We start from the raw sequence: 21,431 nt of genomic DNA on the forward strand, positions 1-21,431 counted from the left end.
ATTTCCGACTCTGAGAGAAAAATGATAACTCTCTAGTAACGAAAGCGCTTTGCAAAAAGACAATAAAATATTGATTTAACACAAAAATAACTCAAGTACCATCCGAAATAAATAATTGGTTCGATATTTGCTATTTTATTGTTAGACAACACTATTCTCAGCTTAATCTCGTTGTGAAGGAGAGCTTTATGGCAACATTCGAACCTAGCAAATTTACGATTCTGGTTGTAGAAGACAACAACTTGTCTCGCAAAGCGTTAATAGGCATGCTGTTCAAAAGTGGCTATGAGAACATCCTGAGTGCACCAGATGGTCGAAGCGCGATAGAGAAGATTGAACATAATCATATCGATTTAATTATTACAGATATCAATATGCCTCACATTAATGGTCTGGAGCTGATCAAGTCCGTGCGCATGGGCCAAACCAAAGCAGTACCCGAAACAAGTGTCATCGCGGTTACCGCCCTATCAGATACAGAAACTATTTCTACTTGTATGCGCTTTGAGATTGACGCCTTTTTGCCTAAACCAATCACTGTGAAAGACGCTCGCGAGCAAATAGAGCAAGCCGTCACTGGTCACACTGAGTTGTATCAGCAACACTTATACAATGACGTCGATACTGAACTGAACAGTGGCAATGAAACAGACACACTGGCGAAACCGATCCCAGACGCCAGTCAAATCACCACTCTGCAAAACTTGTATGAGCTACAAGCAGGTATGACTCTGGTCGGTGATATCTTCGCGAATAATGGAGGTTGTCTGTTAAAAGCAGGGACTCTTCTCGATAACCGCTTAGTGAAAAGGTTAAGAGAACTCAGTTCAATCATTGACGATCACCCGATACAAGTTCACCTAGAAGAAAGCCAAGCGGAAGAAGCCTGATTGCTCAGGCTTCTAGGATATTTATCTCTCTTAAGGCTTCGGTGTCAGAGTGTACTTGCTTCTTATGACCTTGTGGCCAAACGACTCACCTATTCGTTTCTGAACATCATCAAGTGTGATGGTACTCGTCATCGCATCTACATCTAGTAACGATTCCACACCATAGCCATGCACCAAGTAACGAGCATAAAACCAAGTGCGGTCTACTGGTTGATTTTCCAACGCTTGAAGAGCCACGGCTAGCTGACGAGCAGCTGCGTCAACATCTGACTGCTTAACATCCGTCAGCAAGTCATTTAATACTTTACCGATAGCCTGCTCGATGCGATCAATGTCCTGTGGCGCTACTTGTGCTTCAACAAACCAATCCGTAACCGGCTCCTGATCTTGCTGAGCAGAGTATGCTTCTGGCGCATAGTCCAGCCCCAACTCTTCACGAATATACGCCGTTAGACGCTTCGACAATATTCGTTGAATCATATCGTCAATGTAGGCATTGCGAACACTTGATTGAGAGGCTGAAGGGTTAGTAAGCCGAATCAGGTAGAAACTGTTCTGTTCATTATATATATCAAGATCAATCACACTATCCACGTTCTGGTTGTAACCGACCTCGAAGTCCATCGGCTCAGCCGTTTCAAGGTTGATCGAAGCTAAATATTGGCGCAAAACCTCATTAAGCTCATTGGCCTCTAAGTCCGCTATGATCACAACCTTATTACCGCGAAACTGACCGAATAACTGTTCGTGTACGGAGCGAATTTGGGCTTCAGAGACAGACTGATAACCAGAAGCAGACGACATATAGTGTCGGCTAGAGGGTAAATAACTATTGTGATTAATCGCCTGATTCCATTGACCTAATGGCGTAGATAGGTAGGTTTTCAGCTCTTGTTGATACTCTTGTTTTACTGTTTTGAGGTGGCGAGATTCGACATTCACATCGCTAGCAAAGTTAAACAATACCTTAAAGCCTTGCTGGAGTTTGTTTTTGGGCACACCCACTTCCACACCGTGATGGCTGAAACTGATAAACGGGTAAACCTCAATGCTATTACGCTGTAAGAAGGTGTCCAATTGAGGCCCATTAAAGTCCCCCAGCCCGCTGCGACTTATGACAGGTATGGTTAGCTCAACGGCAGGGTAAAGTGAAGGATCAAGCGCCGCTTTTCCTCCCTGACTACCATAAACTACATTTACCCAGTCACCTGCATTCGGGTCTTGCTGAAACCAGACTTCAATGCCATTTGACAGAGTCCAGACCTCAAACCCCAGATCATTCTTTTCCTGTGACAAAATCGCACCATTTTGACTGGGCTCTGCCAGCTCGTTTTCCGCCACCGACAATATCATCGGTTGAGTGCCCGGCTTCGCATATTGTGTTCTGATTTCTGGTATCTTCGCCTGCCATGCTGCAATAGAGTCACCTGGTTCAACACCAATAACAACCGAATACTTCGCTGCAAGCAAATCACGCAACTGTTCGTTAACCGTTTCGAGCGTCGCCAGATTCAAAAAGCGTTCTAAGCTTTGTCTATAGCCTTCACGCGATTGTATCGGTTGCTGCAAAGATAAACTCATTACCTTAGACTCAGCAAAATCTAGTGCTTCTTTGTGTCGCCAGTGATAGTCCACATCGTTGAGCAACTGCTGATAGTAAGCAAGTGAAACATCCACTTCTTCTTGAGTGACACCGTAGTCTCGCATTGACGCTAATGTACTAAGAAATATCCCTTGCGCATCGTCGCGTTCAGTAGCAGGAAATGAAGCCGACAAGATTCCATAGCGATTGAAGTTAATGTAGTAATTTGAGATGTACAGATCATGAAGTGGGATCGCCGCATCACTGTACATACGCTCCATGCGCTGATTGATCAGATGCAATGCGACTTCATCCAACCAGCTTTCCATCAGCTCGCCTTGCGTTGTAATCGCAGTTTTGCCCCGTTGAACCATAAAAGTGATACTCGGCGCTTCATACTCTCCAACTTCATCGACGAAATCACTCAATTCAATAGGAACATAGTCAATGCGAGTTTTACTTATGCCAGCACCAGCTTTCCAAGAAGCAAACTGAGATTCAATCAAAGCTTCAATCGTTGTTGTGTCAATATTCCCTGTGACAATCAGCTCAGCATTTTCTGGGTGATACCACTTTTGATAAAAGGCAATAATAGACTCTGGTGTCGCGCTTTGAACAGATAACGAATCGCCTACGGGGTCCAAATCTTCTAAAGCGGTACCTTTTAGCAAATAATCATAATATTTGTCGGCCAGACTTTTATTCTCTGGTCGTGTTCGGCGTATTTCGCCCTGTATGGCACCTTTCTCTTTTTCAACTTCTGCAGGCGCAATTGTTAAGCCATCGCCAATATCTCGCATCCACAACAGCGCATTGTTCAACTGTGTATTGTCGGGAAGATCGAGTTGATAGACTGTCTCATAGTAGGCCGTATAGGCATTGATATCGGCACCAAAAGTGAGCCCCGCTTGTTCAAAAAGGCTGACCATTTCATTTGAAGAAAAATGGCGGCTGCCATTAAACGCCATGTGCTCAAGAAAATGTGCATAGCCGCGTTGCTGATCCGTTTCTTGTAATGATCCAACTCGCACGAATAATCGGACAGAAACAGGAGCGCCAGAAACGGGATATATGTGGTATTTCAACCCGTTATCCAGTGCTCCTTCAATCCATCCCTTATCCGCTTCAATCGGTGGATCATTAGAAAATGAGGAACAGCCAGAAATTACAACAGCAATGAAAAACAGAAAGATTCGCATAATCAGGCTACTTATTCGTATGAAACCTAATAAAACTATACTTCAAAGCTATGTTTTATATATAAAACCAAGCACATTTTCTTTTATTGGTACTTTTTAGTTGCACCGTTAAAATCGCAGGCGTATATTTAATCGCAATTCGACGATTAACTATTAATAAACATCTCATGACAAACCAATGTAGTCTCGCAAACCAGCAGGCGTTCTCGACGACAGACGCTGAAATCGCATTAGAAACGGCCTTTGCTTTAAAGGCAAAAGCGCTTTCACATCCAGCCCGAGTCAGAATCCTTAAGATTTTGGTGACATTGGATAACCTTGGCGGCTGTCTGAACAGTGATTTGGTGTCCCAGTTAGGTCTAGCTCAATCAACAGTGTCTGAACACTTGCGTATCCTAAAGCAGGCTGAGTTCATCATCGCGGAACCCAACCCACCTAAGGTTTGTTACAAGGTTAACCGGGAAGCAATTTCCGAATTTAACCAAGCATTTAATACCATCTTTAACTGAACTGACATCTGAGTATGTAACGCTACTACTCAGATTTTTTATACCTTCATCAATCGCCTTTCGACGATAAACGAAAGAGAGACAAACAATGAAAACTGAAACTGCAGTAAACAACGCCGCAAACAACATGAGCTTCCTCGATCGCTACCTTACCGTGTGGATCTTTGTTGCCATGGCCGTTGGGGTCGCCATAGGCGCCCTATTTCCTCAGGTAGCTGATTGGAATGAAGCCATGTCTGTTGGCAGTACCAATATTCCTTTAGCCATTGGCTTGATACTGATGATGTATCCACCTTTAGCGAAGGTGAATTACAGTCTATTGGGTAAAGTTCGTCAGGATAAGAAAGCCATCACACTCTCATTGGTTATGAATTGGATTGTTGGCCCTATTCTGATGTTCATTCTGGCACTGACATTTCTTGGTGATCACCCAGGCTATATGGTTGGCATCATTTTGATTGGTTTAGCGCGTTGTATTGCCATGGTTTTAGTCTGGAATGATATCGGTGGTGGTAACAAAGAATATGGTGCCGCTCTAGTTGCACTGAACAGCGCTTTCCAGATCGTGACCTATAGCTTCATGGCTTGGCTATTTATCTCTGTACTGCCTCCAGTATTCGGCTATCAGGGATTCGAAGTCGACATCTCAATGCTGGATATTGCAGAAAGCGTAATGATTTACCTTGGCATTCCATTTCTAGCAGGTTACCTCAGCCGTAAATGGTTAGTCGCGGCTAAAGGCGAACAATGGTACAACGAAGTGTTTATTCCTCGCATTTCACCTATCACTCTGATTGCCCTACTGGCGACGATTGTACTGATGTTCAGTTTAAAGGGAGAGATGATTCTAGAACTGCCGATGGACGTGGTTCGTGTCGCCATTCCACTGGCAATCTATTTTGTCTTGATGTTCTTTGTCAGTTTCTTTATTGGTAAGAAAATGGGCATCGAATATGATAAAAATGCCTCGATTGCCTTCACCGCTACAGGCAACAACTTTGAGCTGGCGATTGCAGTATCGATTGCAGTATTTGGCCTTAATTCCGACCAAGCGTTCGCGGGAGTAATTGGCCCACTGATTGAAGTGCCTGTGCTTATCGCTTTGGTTAACGTCGCCCTAAAAATGAAACAAAAATACAAGCTAAGAGCTCAACACGCATAGCGTTTCTCGCCCGCCAAAAATGGCGGGCATTATTGCCCTTTCTCTTTTCTACGTCGTTCACAACGTACCAATACCGCTTGTTTTTCCTCATCAGTGTAAGATCGCCATTCTAGAATCTCATTGAGGGTACGGAAGCACCCTAAACAAACATCCTCACCATCCAAACAGCAGTTTCTCACACACGGAACAGGCACCTTTTCTACATCTGTTGTCATCATCATCCTCTCAGTTTAAAGCTAGCGGTAGAGGCTCAAACTGTCGAACTCACACACCTCTTTAAAAGGTACAAAAAAGAGAGCCTCAGCTCTCTTTCGTTTCTTCTTTCTCAGACTGGAATCTATCTTCGTATAGCTCCATAAAATCTTTCCTGATTTCCTGCTCAAGGTGCGTCGCCTTATCAGTCGGACAGAAAATCATAAAGTGAACGACCTGTTCACCTGTCGAACCGCTGGTAATGTGGATGTGAGGCTCTGCACCAGGTAAATCGACGCCTGCGTGCTTCTCGATCATTGCATTGTACCGAGTTGCGACATCACTAAAGTAGTGACAATGCCCTTCAATCTTTTCGATCATCACAGGAACCAGAGGGTATAAATTGACAAATTCGCTCACGACAATCGAGAAGTTGTGATAGACGTAGCGCTTCATAAAGTTAAGGTTTTTCACCGGATAGGTAAAAAACATACTGTTTGGCAACGTCGCTGTTTTTCCTGTGTAGTGGTATTGGCCGTGATGAAGGTCAATTTCCTGAATCACGGTTGCCATCATATTGTGCTCAATTACCTCACCGCACAATTTGCCGACTTCAATCCAGTCACCAATTCGAAATGAACGTGAGCTCGCTCTTTGGATAGAGCCAGTGAAACAGAGGATGATCTCTTTCGACGCAACGACAATCGCAACAGCAATGGCTGTCACTGACAGAGCAAACTCATTGATCTCAGATTTCCACAGAATGAAAAGTAACAGAACGGTAATAGCAAATGCACCGTTCTTAGTGCGCGACATCCAGTTACGCTGTTCTTCTGATACAAAAGCAACATCACCACGAATTTTAGATAAAACAATTCGGCGAATTATCGCTATCAGAACGATAATCAACGCCGTAAAAATAAACTTATGAGTCAGAAGAAAATCGATTACAGCTTGTACTTTCTCCATTCTCGGCTCCTGTTGTTATGATAAATAAAAGGGGCCAACGCCCCTCTGAAGAAATTCGCTTTGAACGAGAATAACTTCCCATACTTATTGAGAAGGATCTAGTTTACATTTCTATTAATGCAAACTAGATAGCGTTCATATACTACTTGAATCGAGCAGATGTAATAAACTCACCAAACGTTTCACACCAGACAATCACGGTATTGTATTCACCCAAATCAACGTCTGTTGGCAAATTGAGGGCGAAGCGGTCAAACGTTTTCACCTCACCTACTTTTACCATGGTATGTTTTTGCTGGTTAAAATCGACTTCAGTTTCAATAAACTGAGGCGATAGGTAAAGTTTATAATCAGGCCCTGGTGCCAATTCACCAACAAAAGCAATCTGGTCATTGCTAATAGAGACAGAGCCCTCCCCCCAATGGAGGAAGTCACTGTCTTTTCGGTCACGCTGGAACGTTGCAGTGTAAACCGCGTTATTGGTCACACTCTCAACAGAGCTCATTGAGGGAGAATCTGGTTGGATAAGAATAGGCAATGCATATATCCCGACAGCAAAGCCGATTGCACCACAAATAAGGTGTGTAAACAGTAAAAAAATCCTTTTCATCCCCGAAACCTCTGTTTATCAAGCATACATAGTAAATGTACACGATAATCAATGAGATAACAGGGACATATCGAAATTTTATCTGTAGTGAAGTGCCGTTTTCTCAGACAAGGTCACAATAACCTTCACAGCCTGCTCCATACCTTCAATGCTAATAAACTCATGAATACCATGAAAATTATAGCCGCCTGTGAAGATATTCGGACAAGGCAAGCCCATAAATGACAATCTTGCTCCATCCGTACCACCGCGGATTGGCTTAATTTTAGGCTCAACATCGCAGGCAATCATCGCCTGTTTTGCCAGCTCAATAATATGTGGATGAGGCTCAACCATTTCTTTCATATTGAAATAGCTGTCTGACAGTTTCAGTTCCACACGCCCTTTGGTCAATGCATCATTAAGCTCGTCCACTTTGCTCTGCATGAAGGCCTTGCGTTGCTCTAGCCCATCACGCTCAAAATCTCGAATGATATAACCTAGCTCACAACGTGCTACAGCCATTTCTGCAGACTTCAAATGATAGAAACCCTGATAGCCTTCCGTCGCCTCCGGTGTTTCATCAGCAGGCATCATCATTTGGAACTGGGCAGCGATATTCATCGCATTCACCATTTTGTTTTTAGCCGTTCCAGGATGAACATTCACACCATGGCAGATCACATCAGCACTGGTTGCATTAAAGTTCTCATATTCCAGTTCGCCAACAGGGCCGCCATCAATGGTGTAGGCCCATTTCGCACCAAATTTCTCCACATCAAACAGATCTGCACCGCGACCAATTTCTTCATCCGGAGTAAATCCGATACAAATATCGCCATGTGGAATGTCTGGATTTGTTTTCAACTCAGCAATGGCGGAAATGATTTCCGCGATACCGGCTTTGTTATCCGCACCGAGAAGTGTCGTTCCATCCGTCGTGATCAGGTTGTGGCCAAGAAGCCTACGTAGATCAGGGTACTGAACTGGGGACAGTACTTCGTCCCCCTTACCTAATGCAATATCGCCACCCTGATAATCCTCAACAATCTGAGGTTTGACGTTTTTTCCTGACGCATCAGGTGCAGTGTCCATATGAGCCACAAAGCCAATAGCCGGGACATCGTAGTCAACATTGCTTGGCAGTTTCGCCATCAAATAGCCGTTATCATCAAGTGACACCTCACTCAAACCCAGTTCCAGCAATTCTTGTTTCAGGAATTGGGCAAAAGTGATCTGCCCTTCACTACTTGGGCATGCGGGGTTGGAAGGGTTGGACTGCGTGTTAAAGGTCACGTAGCGCAGAAAACGTTGAACCAGTTCATTCATAGCGGTATCTCTTTGTATTATGATTTTTAAAATACTGGCGCTTATCCTACGCCTTCCAAACAAAGAGGTTTTGCTGTAAATCAGTTTTTAAGCAATGAGAGCAATGCAGTGCATAATAACAACACTAGTAGTCAGCCTTGCTCTAAGAATCTTGTAGCCTGCTGGTTTGCGCTCTTTCTCCGCTATTCTGACCGCTCTTTCTGAAAACCAAACCAGAAAATAGCCAATTGCCAACAATATAAGTGCCAAGGCGATATTCTGACGTGAAAGCAATAAGACGCCCCATGTCATAACAGCAAACAAGTTACTGAGTAAAAGCGCGTTGCGACTGATTTTGTCTACAGAATGGTCAATGCCATTACCCCAGAGCACCCCTGATAAGAAACTCAAGATCACCACACTGTATGAGATAAACATTTCTTCGCCTGTGAGCCCGAAAAGACTCGCACCAGTGACGATACAAATTAGGCTCAACGCGAACGGCAATAGCCCTAAGTAACCCAATCTAAACATAATTGAAGTTGACGATGTTGCTTTGTTCATAATGCATCCTTAAGCGTTTTTTGTTTACTACGACAAAAAAGCCCGAATAGTTTCCTATTCGGGCTTTTAGTTTGGAACTTAAACAAGCATTACAGCAGGATAAAAATACCAGCTAAACAAGCACTCATAAGGTTCGCTAACGTACCTGCAAGCACCGCTTTGATACCGAGATTGGCAACTTCAGAGCGACGCTCTGGCGCAATCACGCCGATAGAGCCAAGCTGAATAGCAATTGAACCGATGTTAGCAAAGCCACACAGTGCAAACGTGACGATCACTTGAGTATGTTCAGATAGCAGCGCTTTGTGCTCAACAAAGTCGATGAAAGCAACAAACTCATTCATCACAATTTTCTGGCCAATGTAAGAACCCGCCATCAGCATTTCATTTGCCGGTACACCAATCACCCATGCCAGAGGAGAAAATAGGTAGCCAAACAAGGTTTGCAGAGTAATTCCGCTAAAACCTGCTACTTCACCCAAACTCTCCAGACCCGTGTTGACCATGGCGATAACACTCACGAACGCGATCAGCATTGTACCGACGGCGACAGCGACCTTCATACCGTTCATCGCACCGCTTGCCAGGGCGTCAATTACGTTGCTGTCTTGCGCTTTGTCCATTTCAATATCAGACTGATCGATTGGCGTTTCACGCTCAGGCACAATGATCTTAGCCATCATCAAGCTGCCTGGTGCGGCCATAAAACTTGCGGCAATCAAGTACTTCAGCTCAACACCCAACCCAGCATAACCACCCAGTACACTACCGGCTACAGAAGCCATACCACCAGCCATCACAGCGAACAGTTCAGAGCGAGTCATGCGCGAAAGGAAAGGTCGAACAAGAAGTGGAGACTCACCTTGAGATAGGAAGATATTACCTGTGGCAACCAGAGACTCAGCTTTACTGGTTCCTAGGAACTTTTGAATACCACCACCGATAAACTCGATAACCTTTTGCATAATGCCAAGGTAATAAAGTGCAGAAATAAGCGCACTAAAGAAAATGATGATAGGAAGTACACGAACCGCAAAGATAAACCCTGTATTGGCTAGATCACCAAACAAGAATCCAATGCCTTCATCAGCAAAGCCTAACAGGCTGGAAACACCATTACTTAAACTGGTTAGTGCGGTTTGTCCCCAAGGGAAATACAACACTAAGGCTGCAAAACCAACCTGAAGTAACAACGCGCGAGATACTGTTTTCCAGTTGATCGCTTTGCGACTTTCTGACAGCAACACAGCACACAATAACAGTGCCACAACACCGATTAATCCGAATAGGACATTCATTAAAGATAACCTCTACAAGCATTGGAAAATAGCTGGTCCGGTCCGTGGGGTCATTCACCATTCCATGTGACGGCTTGTATTGGCAGAGCGAGTGCTCTTAACCGGGCGGAGAGTATAGCGTACAGAGTGAGATATTCATCACATATTTTAACGCAAACGTTCAAACGTTCACTCTATGAACAGGTTCTTCTGAAACTGGCTAAATTGAGAAGACGAAAATTGAGTACAGAAACCCAATATATGCACTTCATTGCTATAAAACCATGAACCAAGATCACATTTTCAAACATGTAATCGAATTCAATTACTCAAAAAGTTTGGCAACTTACCATTTGGCATCTAGGTTTATAAAAGTGTCAACTAACGTACTAGTGACAAAGACAGATTCTCTAACAACGTCAGCAGCTAACAACGCAAACACAACTACATATTGCCCCACCATTTGGTGGGGCTGTTTTGTTTATCCTCCTGTTGAAAAGACGCATCGCATAAGCACACAACAAGATCTGCGTTATTTTGAGCTAGATTTATGCCATTAGCGGTATAAAATAACCCGCCCTTAAACAGACGCCAGAGATCACTATGCAACGCGATTACACCCTCTCCTCCCTACAAAGTATCCCTAGAGAAGAGCTGGAAGAACTGAGTCTACGAATGATCCATCGACTGATCGCAGAAGAATCAATGACTGAACTGTTTACGTTCGATGCAGACGAGACTGAATCCGAAGACAAACTGCAAGAAGCCCAGTTTGATGCCATGTTGAGGATGAGCGCTATCGCACTGAGTGAACTGCCTGCCCTTTTCAGCGAATCAGACAATCAACAGCAAAACACGCTGCGCATGCAACGCTTGCTCCTTTGGCATTTCTATTCGGTTTCCTTTCACCTCGAACAGGCAATACCACTTGAGGTCCATTGCCAACATGTAGAAGTACTCCTTAAACAGGCACCAACTAATGCGCTAGAATGGGTCACAACCTTAACGGATTTACTCCGCCAGTACGCGAAAATTAGCCAAAGTAGCTAATGCGCTCATCATTGATTAAGTTAAATGCCAGAGTTGTCTGGCATTTTTCATTTTTTGAGCCTGATACATTGGCAAGATTTATCGATTCAAGACATACTCAAAGTTACACTAACTAACCTATAAATTAAGCCTAATTGCGCTATTGCCTTCTACTTGCTTGCACCATTTCATTGAGTGCATATGCCGAAGATGAAATTGATTACTCGTCCTGCCACAGTCAACCAGACAGCGCAGGCATACTCGACTCAGCATTCAGCTATGTAAATGCCCGTCTTTGTGAGCCCGCTGTTTGGTTTGATAATTTCTTTGTCGATGACCGTACCGATGAAGACGCTAACGCGGGTAGTATCGTTCGCTGGACTAATGACTTTGCCTATGTTGAAGCGAAGGGTTATGAGTTCAAAACACGTTTCAAGGCGCGCTTTCACCTGCCTAAAGTCACAAAGCGCCTCAAGGTAGTTTTTGAGTCCGATGATGAAGATGATCTGCGCGATCTCTTTCCACAAAACTCCAGTGATGCGGAAAGCACGCTTGCGATGAGATATGACTGGCTAAGCAATGCCAGAACCAGCTTCAATATAAAGCTTACTGCTAAGCCGGGGATTGAAGGTCGCTTTAGCTACACCTACCCAATTAGCGACGACATAGTCCTCAGAGCGACACAAAAGATTTATCAGAGAAAGCGTGTCACAGGTGAATCTACAGAAGTCGATTTAGACTATTCCATTAGTCCAGATTTTTTGTTTCGTTGGAGTTCATTCGCAAGCTATGAAGACGATATCAAAGGTTGGGAATTAGGCACTGGGTTTACCTTATACCAGCACATTTCAGACCATCAGGCACTGAGTTATCAAATTAGCACGACCGGAACCAATCGCCCCTTTCATTACATCCCAAATACCCATGTTTCTATCACTTATCGCCAGAGCTTCTGGCGGCCGTGGTTATTCTATGAAGTGATACCAGAGTACAACTGGAATCGAGAAGAAGATACTCAGCGTGAAGGAGAAGCAAAAGCCACGTTGAGATTGGAAGTGTTGTTCCACAACATCTGAAAAGGCCGGGATATCCCGGCCTCATTATTTAATCGTTGGTTAGAACGACACGAGCGTTCTGTTTCTGAATTGGTCGGTTGTTGTTACCCATCACCATCTGCATTTGTTTTGCCTGTTCCGTCGTCAATGTTTGAGCGGATTTAAGAACAAACCAGCGTACGCCTTCAGAGCAAGGTGGCGTCGTCAGAGAACCATTGAAGCGGTAGTACTCCCCTGTTGCAGGCAGCATATCTTTTACAGCAAAAGGCGTTTGTAACCTTACCGTTTCACCTGGCTCAGGCATGGTTGCTGTCAACTGTGTGATCTGGTTATTTTCCCCTGGTGCAGCGTTATACATCACAGCGACGACCGCTAGGTTGCCATCTTTATCCGCATTTACAAAGTGCGCTTCCAATGGAAAGTTTTGACCACGAATGTGGTTTTCTGAAGGAGTATGGAAGTGGAACTGCGCCAGATTAAACTCAACTCCATCTACTGTCACGGCGTTATTCCCCTCAACAACCGCTTGAAGTGTGTGTCCATTATTAGTGAGCCCAGTAACCATGCCCTGATACTCAATGTTCAGTGGCATCAGCTCCGCATCAACCACATCCTTGATATCAATCGGGCTTTGGTTTTTGCCAGTCGCACACTCTTTTGCAACGTCTCCCCAATGTTCAGGTCCCTTATCACCTTTGTATCCCCATTCAGCGGCCTGAACCGTACCCGCCATCGCAATCATCAAACTTGCGGCAATAAATGTTTTTTTCATGTTATTTCCTTATTATCGTCACCAACTGATCGGCCACCATCATAAGTCCATGAACAAATCCATGAGTAGTAGGAAAACTTTGATTACCTGCGAATTTTGGAACCGGATACAAAAGAAGTGAAAATTATGGTTTTATCAATTTCACTGGAAGCTGCCTTTGTCTTTCTAACATTGCCAGTTTGATCTTGCCCTAAAACAAAAAACCAGTGTTGAATCACCAACACTGGTTTTTGAGCAACACTAGAGATCAGAGATCAATCAACGAAGTAAGGCAGTTGATCTTCTGTTAAGGCACTGCCCTCAGCAAACACAGCGTGCTCCGTCACACTGCTCACATTCCAATTAGTCAGGTCTTGTGAAAATGCCTTTGCCGAACCAAACATGAGTTCCATGTTTTTCACGCTTGATGTATCCCAGTGACTAATGTCCTGGTTAAAGTCATATGCTTCGCGAAACATCCATTTCATACCGGTTACTTTGGACGTATCCCAATTGCCAATATCCTGATTAAAGTCGTATGCTTTGTTAAACATCCATTGCATATCGGTCACTTTGGACGTATCCCAATTGCCAATATCCTGATTAAAGTTGGATGCACCGCGAAACATATGGGACATATTGGTCACTTTGGACGTATCCCAATTGCCAATATCCTGATTAAAGTCGTTTGCTTCGCGAAACATATAGGACATATTTGTTACATTTGATGTGTTCCAATCAGCTATACTTTGGTTAAACGTGAATGCCTGTGAAAACATCCAGGACATATTCGTTACTTGGGAGGTATCCCACTGAGAAATATCATGATCAAAAGCTTTTGCTGTATGAAACATGGATGCCATGTTACGTACTTTAGACATATCCCAACGGCCAATATCTTGGTTAAATTCATAGGCACAACTAAACATGCCCGACATACTTGTTACATTTGACACATCCCAATAGCCAACATTTTGGTCGAAAGACTTTGCGAAAGCAAACACCTCTGACATGTCTGTTACATTTGATACATCCCAATAGCCAACATTTTGATTGAATTCTTCCGCCTTATAAAACATGGCTGACATGTCTGTTACATTGGACACATCCCAATAGCTGATATCTTGATTAAATACTAAGGCAAATCGAAACAGGTCCTCCATGTCTGTAACGCTCGAAGTATTCCAATCGCCAATATTTTGGTTGAAATTTTTAGCATAACTAAACATGGCTGACATGTTAGTTACATTTGACACATCCCAATGGCCAATATCCTGGTTAAATTTTTCGGCCCATAGGAACGTGCCTCTCATGTTTACTACGTTTGAAGTATCCCAATCACTGATATCGGCGTTAAAGGATTTTCGATTATAAAAAACCGTATTCATATCTGTAACTTGCGTGGTACAAAAGCGGATCTGGCCACGTTCAAGATAATCCAACATGGTCTTGTCTCTGATAAGTGTGTTGTCGACCACAACGTAAACCTGCCCGTTCTCAAGTATCACAGAGTTGACAGCTTGGTCTGGGCATTTTACTGAGATATCAGCGGCAAAAGCGGAATTGCCAGCGAGCGCTAACGCGCCGACGAAAAGTGACGTAAGTGTACGTTTCATTGTATTTTCCTAGAATTGAATAGACGTTATTGAGGAAACTGTGGAAGGTCGTTTTCAGACAGACCGCTGTCTTTAGAAAAGTCCGTATGTCGTTTGACTTTACTAACATCCCAAACGGTTAAATCTTGGTCAAAGCGCTTAGCACCTAAAAACATGCCGTCCATATTGATGACGCGGCGAGTATCCCATCGGCTGATGTCTTGGTTAAAGAACTCGTCTTTAGCAAATAAATGGCTCATATCCGTGACATGGCTAGTGCAGAGTTGGATATTGCCAGCAAGGAAGTTTTGCCAGTAATCAGAGTTGCGAATAAGTTGGTCATTCACGACCACAAACAACTCTTCTTCTTCGATCAGCACGGTTCCCGGGGCGTTCGATTCACAGGTGATACTTTCTGTAGCAAAGGAACAGGCGCTGCCAAGTAACGCACACGCAAGCACGATAAGTTTTAATTGCATTTAAGATATTTTTCTTATCAATGAATAGTGCGTGAGATTATATTTATAAATTGATTATTATATAAGTCAGGGTTGTTTTATTATTTAAACCAATAATTTTAATTGAGACATTCAATATAATATTCCTTGATATTATTGATTTAAATAATTATTAGTGACAGCTATTGTTTTTATTATCATTTATTTAATTTAAACCCTTCCCGCTATATGCTCATTATCTAACCAGACAGTTCACTGATATAGCTTGAACATTGGCTAAGAAGTATTAGGTGACTCAAATAACAAAAAAGGCGACAGGTTAACCTGTCGCCTTTTACTATTCAGTAATCTAGATTCCATTATTCCCAGTCAAGAATCACTTTACCTGATTGGCCGCTGCGCATTGCGTCAAAGCCTTTTTGGAAATCGTCAACCTTGAAGTGGTGAGTGATGATTGGTGTCAAATCCAAGCCCGATTGAATCAATGATGCCATCTTGTACCAAGTTTCGAACATCTCACGGCCGTAGATACCTTTAATCACCAGACCTTTGAAGATCACTTGGTTCCAGTCGATACCCATGTCTGATGGCGGAATACCCAGCAGTGCAATTCGGCCACCGTGGTTCATTGTCTTCAGCATGGTGCTAAATGCCGCCTGAACACCTGACATTTCAAGGCCCACATCAAAGCCTTCCGTCATGCCCAGCTCTTCCATTACGTCTTCAAGCTTTTCTTCCGCAACGTTGACTGCGCGCGTCACACCCATTTTACGCGCAAGTTCAAGACGGTATTCATTCACGTCTGTAATCACAACATGACGAGCACCTACGTGCTTAGCAACTGCCGCCGCCATGATACCGATTGGGCCAGCGCCTGTGATCAGTACGTCTTCACCCACAAGGTCGAAAGACAGCGCCGTATGTACAGCATTGCCGAACGGGTCAAAGATTGACGCTAGATCGTCTGAGATGCCTTCAGGGATTTTGAATGCATTGAACGCTGGAATCACTAGATATTCAGCGAATGCACCTTCACGGTTTACACCCACACCAATGGTATTACGGCATAGGTGAGTGCGGCCGCCGCGACAGTTACGACAGTGACCACAAGTGATGTGGCCTTCGCCAGAGACACGGTCACCGATTTCGAATCCGCGAACTTCCTGACCAATAGCAACCACTTCACCCACGTATTCATGACCAACAACCATAGGAACAGGAATCGTGTTCTGAGACCACTCATCCCAGTTGTAGATATGAACGTCTGTACCACAAATCGCAGTTTTCTTAATTTTGATCAGAATGTCGTTATGGCCAACTTTCGGTTTTTCAACCTCAGTCATCCAGATGCCTTCTTCAGGCTTTAGCTTAGATAGCGCTTTAATTTTCATTACTTAATGATCTCCATGTCACGACCCACTTCGATGAAGGCGTCGATGGCGCGATCAAGTTGCTCACGCGAGTGTGCCGCAGACATTTGTGTACGAATACGTGCTTGGCCTTTTGGTACTACTGGGAAAGAGAAGCCAATAACGTAAATGCCTTTTTCTAGGGCACGCTCTGCGAACTCAGCCGCAACTTTCGCATCGCCAAGCATGATTGGAATGATCGCGTGGTCAGCGCCACCCATAGTGAAACCAGCGGCTTCCATACGAGTGCGGAAATGTGCTGCGTTTTCCCATAGACGGTCACGTAGGTCACCACTTTGCTCTAGAAGATCAAGAACTCGGATAGAAGCATTAACGATGGCTGGTGCTACCGAGTTTGAGAACAGATATGGACGAGAACGCTGACGTAGCCAGTCAATCACTTCTGCTTTACCTGAAGTATAGCCACCTGAAGCGCCGCCCATAGCTTTACCTAGCGTGCCTGTGATGATGTCGATACGGTCAACCACATCGTGGTACTCGTGAGTACCTGCGCCTGTTTTGCCCATGAAACCCACCGCGTGAGAGTCATCGACCATAGTCAGTGCGCCGTACTTGTCAGCAAGGTCACAGATAGCTGGCAGGTTAGCTACTACGCCGTCCATTGAGAATACGCCGTCTGTAACGATAAGGATGTTACGAGCGCCCGCTTCTTTAGCTGCGATTAGCTGCTGCTCAAGCTCTTCCATGTTGTTGTTTGAGTAACGGAAGCGCATTGCTTTACATAGGCGAACACCATCGATGATTGAAGCGTGGTTAAGCGCGTCAGAGATGATCGCGTCTTCTTTACCCAGAATCGTTTCGAACAAACCAGCGTTAGCGTCAAAACAAGAGGTGTATAGGATTGTGTCTTCTTTACCAAGGAACGTAGAAAGCTTTTGCTCCAGCTCTTTGTGGATATCTTGAGTACCACAAATGAAACGAACAGACGCCATACCAAAGCCGTGCTTATCCATGCCTGCTTTACCCGCTTCAATTAGCTCTGGGTGGTTAGCAAGACCAAGGTAGTTGTTAGCACAGAAGTTAAGCACTTCTTCGCCTGTAGAAATTTTCACAGCCGCTTGCTGTTGAGAAGTGATAACGCGCTCTGACTTGTAAAGACCTTCAGCCTTTACTTCTTCAATCTGTTGTTTGATCTGTTCGTAGAATGCAGAAGACATTTCAAATTCCTTCCTAGTTATTATGTTAAGCACATTGCTTATTCATCACCTTCGTTTTCAAATTCGAAGGCGTCAAAAGTTGCCCTAAGTGTAATTCAAGCACGCTATTTTCATTATCCCACCAGATGGAAAAACATTAGTGAATTCCAGGCACAAATAAAGAATTTTTATGATAGCAATCACAATCCATGTTTTGTGTGATGAAATTTCGCGCTTCATATCAAATAGAAAATTTCTATCTGAAAACGATATGGAGCCCTAAATCACAAGCCCTCACAATGCCCGCCCTTAACTTTTAACTAACGAGCATTGCACATGACCTTATCTGATCAGCTAATCCGTGACGCTTTTTCGAACGGTTGGCATACATGCGTTTATCAACCAAAAGTGGAACCGAGCTTCGAAAAGATCCAAGGCGTGGAAGCACTGTTCAGGCTCGACATTCCGGGCCAAGGCATCTATCTGCCTTCGCACTTCATTGAGAGAGCTTTTGAGCTTGGTTATGAAGAAGCGATATTTTTCATCGTCTTGGAGCAATCTCTGAAAGACGTGAAAGGCATTGGTGCCAATATTGGCTTAGCGATCAATATCAGCCATCAGGTGCTCATCAACCCAGAAAACATCGAGCGCGTCCGAGAGCTACTTTGGGAGTATTCAATCCCGGCTGCACGCCTGACCTTTGAACTGAGTGAGAGTGAAGAGTTGGATGAGCAAGTTTCGCCACAAGTGAAAGCATTCCAGAACATGGGGATTAAAATCTCTATCGACGACTTTGGCGCTGGCTATTCAAACTTCAATAAAGTGCTAAGTCTGAACATCGATGAAATAAAGTTCGACCGTTCCATTATCAACAATAATGAGATGCGCAGTGCGGCACTCATCAAAAACATTCTTCAATTTTGCCGTGACTTTGGCATCACCTCTGTGGCGGAGGGTGTGGAAGATTCTGACACTCGAATTTACATTCGCAATCTGGGGTTTGATACCTATCAGGGCTTTCATTTCTCAAAACCGGTACGAATCCACGAACTAAGGCAGATTGCAGCATGATAATTCGAGCATCAAACCCAGTGCCACTGCAGCACCAAAATGTTATCGCTCAGTTTCGAGTTTTAGTGGTTGATGAAAGCACTCTATTTGCGCAAAGCATCAAAAAGATGTTGATGCAACTAAAGGTCGATGACAAAAGCATTACTCATGCCTCCGACACCAAACTTGCAGCGAAATACCTAAGAGAGAGCAAAGATTCAGGTTCATACTTTGACGTCATTATTTGTTCATTCAATTTTAAGAGCCAACCTCAAGGCCGTGAATTCTTTCGATACCTTGAGAAAGAGCAGGTTCGCGCTCACTTGACCGCATTGATCATTACTGACAACGCGACAGACATTGATACAGTTCGTCAAATCGATGCATTTTTGCCTGACGGATTCATTGCTAAGCCCTTCAACCACAATCAATTTCTATCTAAGTTTGGGCAGATTACGGAGAAAGCATTGCGGCTAAAATCGCTTAAAAATGCCTACTTTCAAAAGCGTTATCATGATGTGCTGGAACTAACACAAGACGAATGCCTACCCTCGAATGTCGCTAACGACATGCTTCGCCTTCGTTGCCTATCACTCATTAAATTGGACCGCTTTGAAGAAGCTGTTGAGCTTTGCCAACCATTTATTGGAGCTCAACAGGAGTGGCCTTCAGTCCTCTTAATTGAGCTTTATAGCCTGCAAAACGATAGTCAAAAAATCAGTGATATTCTTTACACCACAACGACGCTCAAAGACCACCCCAGAGTCCATTGGGTATTAAATGAAAGTCAGCTTGAAGGTGACGATTACCAGTATCTGTTATCACATTACTCTAAAGTGAATGACGACCATGAGAAGTCCGTTAAAGCCGCTCTCGTACACCTGCTAGCACTAGACTACGATGCAACTTTAGATTCACTTGGTCATTTAATACGCAGTAACAAAACCAACCCGTTGTTAGATAAGCGTCTGCTTGTATTCCTACAGGGGCTCGTCTCTCTAAGTAGTACTTTTGAAAATAAAAACAAAGTCTTGGAAGTCAATGATCTAAACAAAATAGCGCCAAGCAAAGAATCGCAACATCAGCTCTATTTTTTGTTTGTATATATTCTCAAACACTACGACAGGAAGAGCTTATTTCTGACTGGTCAACGGATTGATGCCTTTTTTGATAAGGCGCTATATGCAAAAGATAATCTAGTGCTGATACTTTTGGCTCTTGCTTGTTATCAATTAGGCTTATATTCGAAGCTCCAAAAGCTTTATCAGCAAAGGATGAGTTTCATAGAGAAAGATTATCTGGCCATTTTAACCTCAAAAATTCTTGGCCAATTAGTTCAAATGAGTGACAAAAGGGAATTGTATTACGATACCAATCGAGATGACGACCTCTCGGCATTGGTGTCAATGACTCACTCATCGCCTTTAAATACTCGGTATCATGAAGGATTCATATCTCAGCTCTCCGACATAGTGAAACGACGGAAAGTGAAAAGAACCAAAGAGATCATTTCCCATATTGAGTCGAGTATTGCTTTTCTCAAAGACAGCTACGAATCGCTGGGTCTTACATCGGATCTGATGAGATTAAGATCAGAGTATGAATTAATTAAGATCAACCTATAAGGAACTCAACACTTTTCTTCTTTTGCTTCAAGTCATGGTAGCGAATGTACTTAAAGTAGACATCGTGTCTGTTTTGTATCGTTTGAGAGAAAGGATTCTCAATGACTTTCTTAATGTCAGCACGATAAAAGATAAAACCGTGCTGATGGCAGCAAGGTTCGAAATACAAGTCATACAAAAACTGGCTCATTGCAGGATCTATAGTCGGGAAACTGACAAACGTATCTTCCAGATTCTTTGATAAGTAATCGAAGATTTGCCGGCGAATAATAATGCTAGAAGCGCCCAAGCTGAGGAACATATTGGCCTCTGTCGTGTAAGCAAAGTGCCCAACCAACAACCCTTCACTTCGGAAACAAATCACGACGATACCCTCCCGAGAAAACCCAAACCGCTGAGTCGTATCAAGAAAATCAAAACCATAAAGTTTTGCGTGCATGGAGCGTATCAACGCCAGTTCTTTTTCCGGTAAAGAGGAAAAGTTATACGTATCAACCTGAGTAATCTCGTAGTCATAGGCAACGTCTGAATTGAAGGGGCGATTCATCAGTTTCGTTGCCGACTTTACCTGAGACATTTCTTCAACGGAAAAATCGTACTCAACTTGAAAGAAACTCGCTAAACCGACGCGACGGACGAAGCTCGGCGTGGTTTTCCCTCTTTCCCACTGACTGATCATCACCTGATTGACACCAGAAAAGGCGCGATGTGAGTTGGAAAGCACATCTGCTAGTTCTTCTTGAGAGAGTTGTCGCTCTTCTCGTAGCTCCTTCAAAGACTCGCTGAAATTTTCTTTATTCATCGCCAACTTACCGAAATTTATTTTTAGTGTAGTTTATACTGGAAATGCATTGGAGACATCGCAGAAACACAAAACAGGCGCTGGTTCATCTAACCTATCCGCCTGTTTTGGTGACATAAAAGAATGCGCGTGTTACTTTTCTAACACTAAGGTGACTATGGTGAGCAATACGACAGCGAACGCGGCCAGCAAGATATCTTGCATCATTGAGCCCAAGTCAAGAAGAAAGCCTGGTTCTTGCATTTTGAGTACCTCTTGC

At 43.7% G+C, this 21,431-nt stretch carries 20 protein-coding genes; 7 read left to right on the forward strand and 13 right to left on the reverse strand.

The annotated features are described in order from the left end of the window. The first annotated feature begins 188 nt into the window (after positions 1-188). Positions 189-890 (forward strand): response regulator, encoded by a 702-nt coding sequence (locus FIU99_RS18555; protein ID WP_006960722.1) that lies wholly within the window; start codon positions 189-191, stop codon positions 888-890. A gap of 30 nt (positions 891-920) precedes the next feature. Here the strand turns inward: FIU99_RS18555 and FIU99_RS18560 are convergent, their stop codons facing one another. Next, positions 921-3,671 carry a pitrilysin family protein gene (locus FIU99_RS18560; RefSeq protein ID WP_152472446.1) on the reverse strand — a complete coding sequence of 917 codons (2,751 nt, stop codon included), beginning with the start codon at positions 3,669-3,671 and terminating at the stop codon, positions 921-923. 167 nt (positions 3,672-3,838) lie between these two features. Between FIU99_RS18560 and FIU99_RS18565 the strand changes: the two genes are divergently transcribed. Together FIU99_RS18565 and arsB are read left to right on the forward strand one after the other, a co-directional pair. Then, on the forward strand, positions 3,839-4,180 hold the full coding sequence (locus tag FIU99_RS18565; RefSeq protein ID WP_006960720.1) for a helix-turn-helix transcriptional regulator: 342 nt from the start codon (positions 3,839-3,841) through the stop codon (positions 4,178-4,180). An 88-nt stretch (positions 4,181-4,268) separates the two neighbouring features. After that, positions 4,269-5,342 carry an ACR3 family arsenite efflux transporter gene (gene arsB / locus FIU99_RS18570; RefSeq protein ID WP_006960719.1) on the forward strand — a complete coding sequence of 358 codons (1,074 nt, stop codon included), beginning with the start codon at positions 4,269-4,271 and terminating at the stop codon, positions 5,340-5,342. 29 nt (positions 5,343-5,371) lie between these two features. On the opposite strand, the gene FIU99_RS18575 is transcribed toward arsB, so the two are convergent. The 6 genes from FIU99_RS18575 to FIU99_RS18600 all read right to left on the reverse strand — a co-directional run bounded on the left by FIU99_RS18575 (position 5,372) and on the right by FIU99_RS18600 (position 10,262). Further along, positions 5,372-5,563, reverse strand: coding sequence for a DUF1289 domain-containing protein (locus FIU99_RS18575; protein WP_152472447.1), 192 nt, complete (start codon positions 5,561-5,563; stop codon positions 5,372-5,374). Between the two features lie 79 nt (positions 5,564-5,642). Further along, positions 5,643-6,503: a mechanosensitive ion channel family protein gene (locus FIU99_RS18580; protein ID WP_006960717.1), complete on the reverse strand. Its 861-nt coding sequence runs from the start codon at positions 6,501-6,503 to the stop codon at positions 5,643-5,645. A 142-nt stretch (positions 6,504-6,645) separates the two neighbouring features. Beyond that, the gene (locus FIU99_RS18585; protein ID WP_006960716.1) at positions 6,646-7,113 is read right to left on the reverse strand and encodes a DM13 domain-containing protein; all 468 of its coding nucleotides are present in this window, start codon (positions 7,111-7,113) and stop codon (positions 6,646-6,648) included. Between the two features lie 78 nt (positions 7,114-7,191). Continuing rightward, a complete protein-coding gene (gene pepT, locus FIU99_RS18590) occupies positions 7,192-8,421 on the reverse strand; it encodes a peptidase T (RefSeq protein WP_006960715.1) in 1,230 nt (409 codons plus the stop codon). 87 nt (positions 8,422-8,508) lie between these two features. Further along, positions 8,509-8,964: a DUF3429 domain-containing protein gene (locus FIU99_RS18595; RefSeq protein WP_006960714.1), complete on the reverse strand. Its 456-nt coding sequence runs from the start codon at positions 8,962-8,964 to the stop codon at positions 8,509-8,511. Positions 8,965-9,053: 89 nt separating this feature from the next. Then, positions 9,054-10,262, reverse strand: coding sequence for a NupC/NupG family nucleoside CNT transporter (locus FIU99_RS18600; protein WP_006960713.1), 1,209 nt, complete (start codon positions 10,260-10,262; stop codon positions 9,054-9,056). A 582-nt stretch (positions 10,263-10,844) separates the two neighbouring features. Here FIU99_RS18600 and FIU99_RS18605 point away from each other — a divergent pair. Then, positions 10,845-11,291, forward strand: a complete 447-nt coding sequence (locus tag FIU99_RS18605) for a hypothetical protein (protein ID WP_019274394.1) — start codon at positions 10,845-10,847, stop codon at positions 11,289-11,291. Positions 11,292-11,461: 170 nt separating this feature from the next. Beyond that, complete coding sequence (locus tag FIU99_RS18610) at positions 11,462-12,346, forward strand: hypothetical protein (RefSeq protein ID WP_253899455.1); 885 nt, start codon at positions 11,462-11,464, stop codon at positions 12,344-12,346. A 28-nt stretch (positions 12,347-12,374) separates the two neighbouring features. Here the strand turns inward: FIU99_RS18610 and FIU99_RS18615 are convergent, their stop codons facing one another. From FIU99_RS18615 to FIU99_RS18635, 5 genes are all read right to left on the reverse strand, one after another. Next, the gene (locus FIU99_RS18615) at positions 12,375-13,097 is read right to left on the reverse strand and encodes a carbonic anhydrase (protein ID WP_006960710.1); all 723 of its coding nucleotides are present in this window, start codon (positions 13,095-13,097) and stop codon (positions 12,375-12,377) included. A gap of 254 nt (positions 13,098-13,351) precedes the next feature. Beyond that, positions 13,352-14,692: a BspA family leucine-rich repeat surface protein gene (locus FIU99_RS18620; protein WP_006960709.1), complete on the reverse strand. Its 1,341-nt coding sequence runs from the start codon at positions 14,690-14,692 to the stop codon at positions 13,352-13,354. A gap of 26 nt (positions 14,693-14,718) precedes the next feature. Beyond that, a complete protein-coding gene (locus tag FIU99_RS18625; RefSeq protein ID WP_039951967.1) occupies positions 14,719-15,150 on the reverse strand; it encodes a BspA family leucine-rich repeat surface protein in 432 nt (143 codons plus the stop codon). A 338-nt stretch (positions 15,151-15,488) separates the two neighbouring features. Next, entirely contained in the window at positions 15,489-16,520 is a 1,032-nt protein-coding gene (gene tdh, locus FIU99_RS18630; RefSeq protein WP_006960706.1) for an L-threonine 3-dehydrogenase, read from the reverse strand. Continuing rightward, positions 16,520-17,716, reverse strand: coding sequence for a glycine C-acetyltransferase (locus FIU99_RS18635; protein WP_006960704.1), 1,197 nt, complete (start codon positions 17,714-17,716; stop codon positions 16,520-16,522). Before FIU99_RS18635 ends, tdh begins: the two co-directional genes overlap by 1 nt. Positions 17,717-18,031: 315 nt before the next feature. On the opposite strand from FIU99_RS18635, the gene FIU99_RS18640 reads away from it, so the two are divergent. Then, positions 18,032-18,766: an EAL domain-containing protein gene (locus FIU99_RS18640; RefSeq protein ID WP_006960703.1), complete on the forward strand. Its 735-nt coding sequence runs from the start codon at positions 18,032-18,034 to the stop codon at positions 18,764-18,766. Next, positions 18,763-20,370, forward strand: coding sequence for a response regulator (locus FIU99_RS18645; protein WP_152472448.1), 1,608 nt, complete (start codon positions 18,763-18,765; stop codon positions 20,368-20,370). Before FIU99_RS18640 ends, FIU99_RS18645 begins: the two co-directional genes overlap by 4 nt. Here FIU99_RS18645 and FIU99_RS18650 read toward each other — a convergent pair. Next, the gene (locus FIU99_RS18650) at positions 20,360-21,172 is read right to left on the reverse strand and encodes a helix-turn-helix domain-containing protein (RefSeq protein ID WP_152472449.1); all 813 of its coding nucleotides are present in this window, start codon (positions 21,170-21,172) and stop codon (positions 20,360-20,362) included. The two genes, FIU99_RS18645 and FIU99_RS18650, sit on opposite strands and share 11 nt — an antisense overlap. Between the last annotated feature and the right edge of the window lie 259 nt (positions 21,173-21,431).

Origin of the sequence: Vibrio sp. THAF64, from assembly GCF_009363455.1 — a bacterium.
GTDB lineage: Bacteria > Pseudomonadota > Gammaproteobacteria > Enterobacterales > Vibrionaceae > Vibrio > Vibrio coralliilyticus.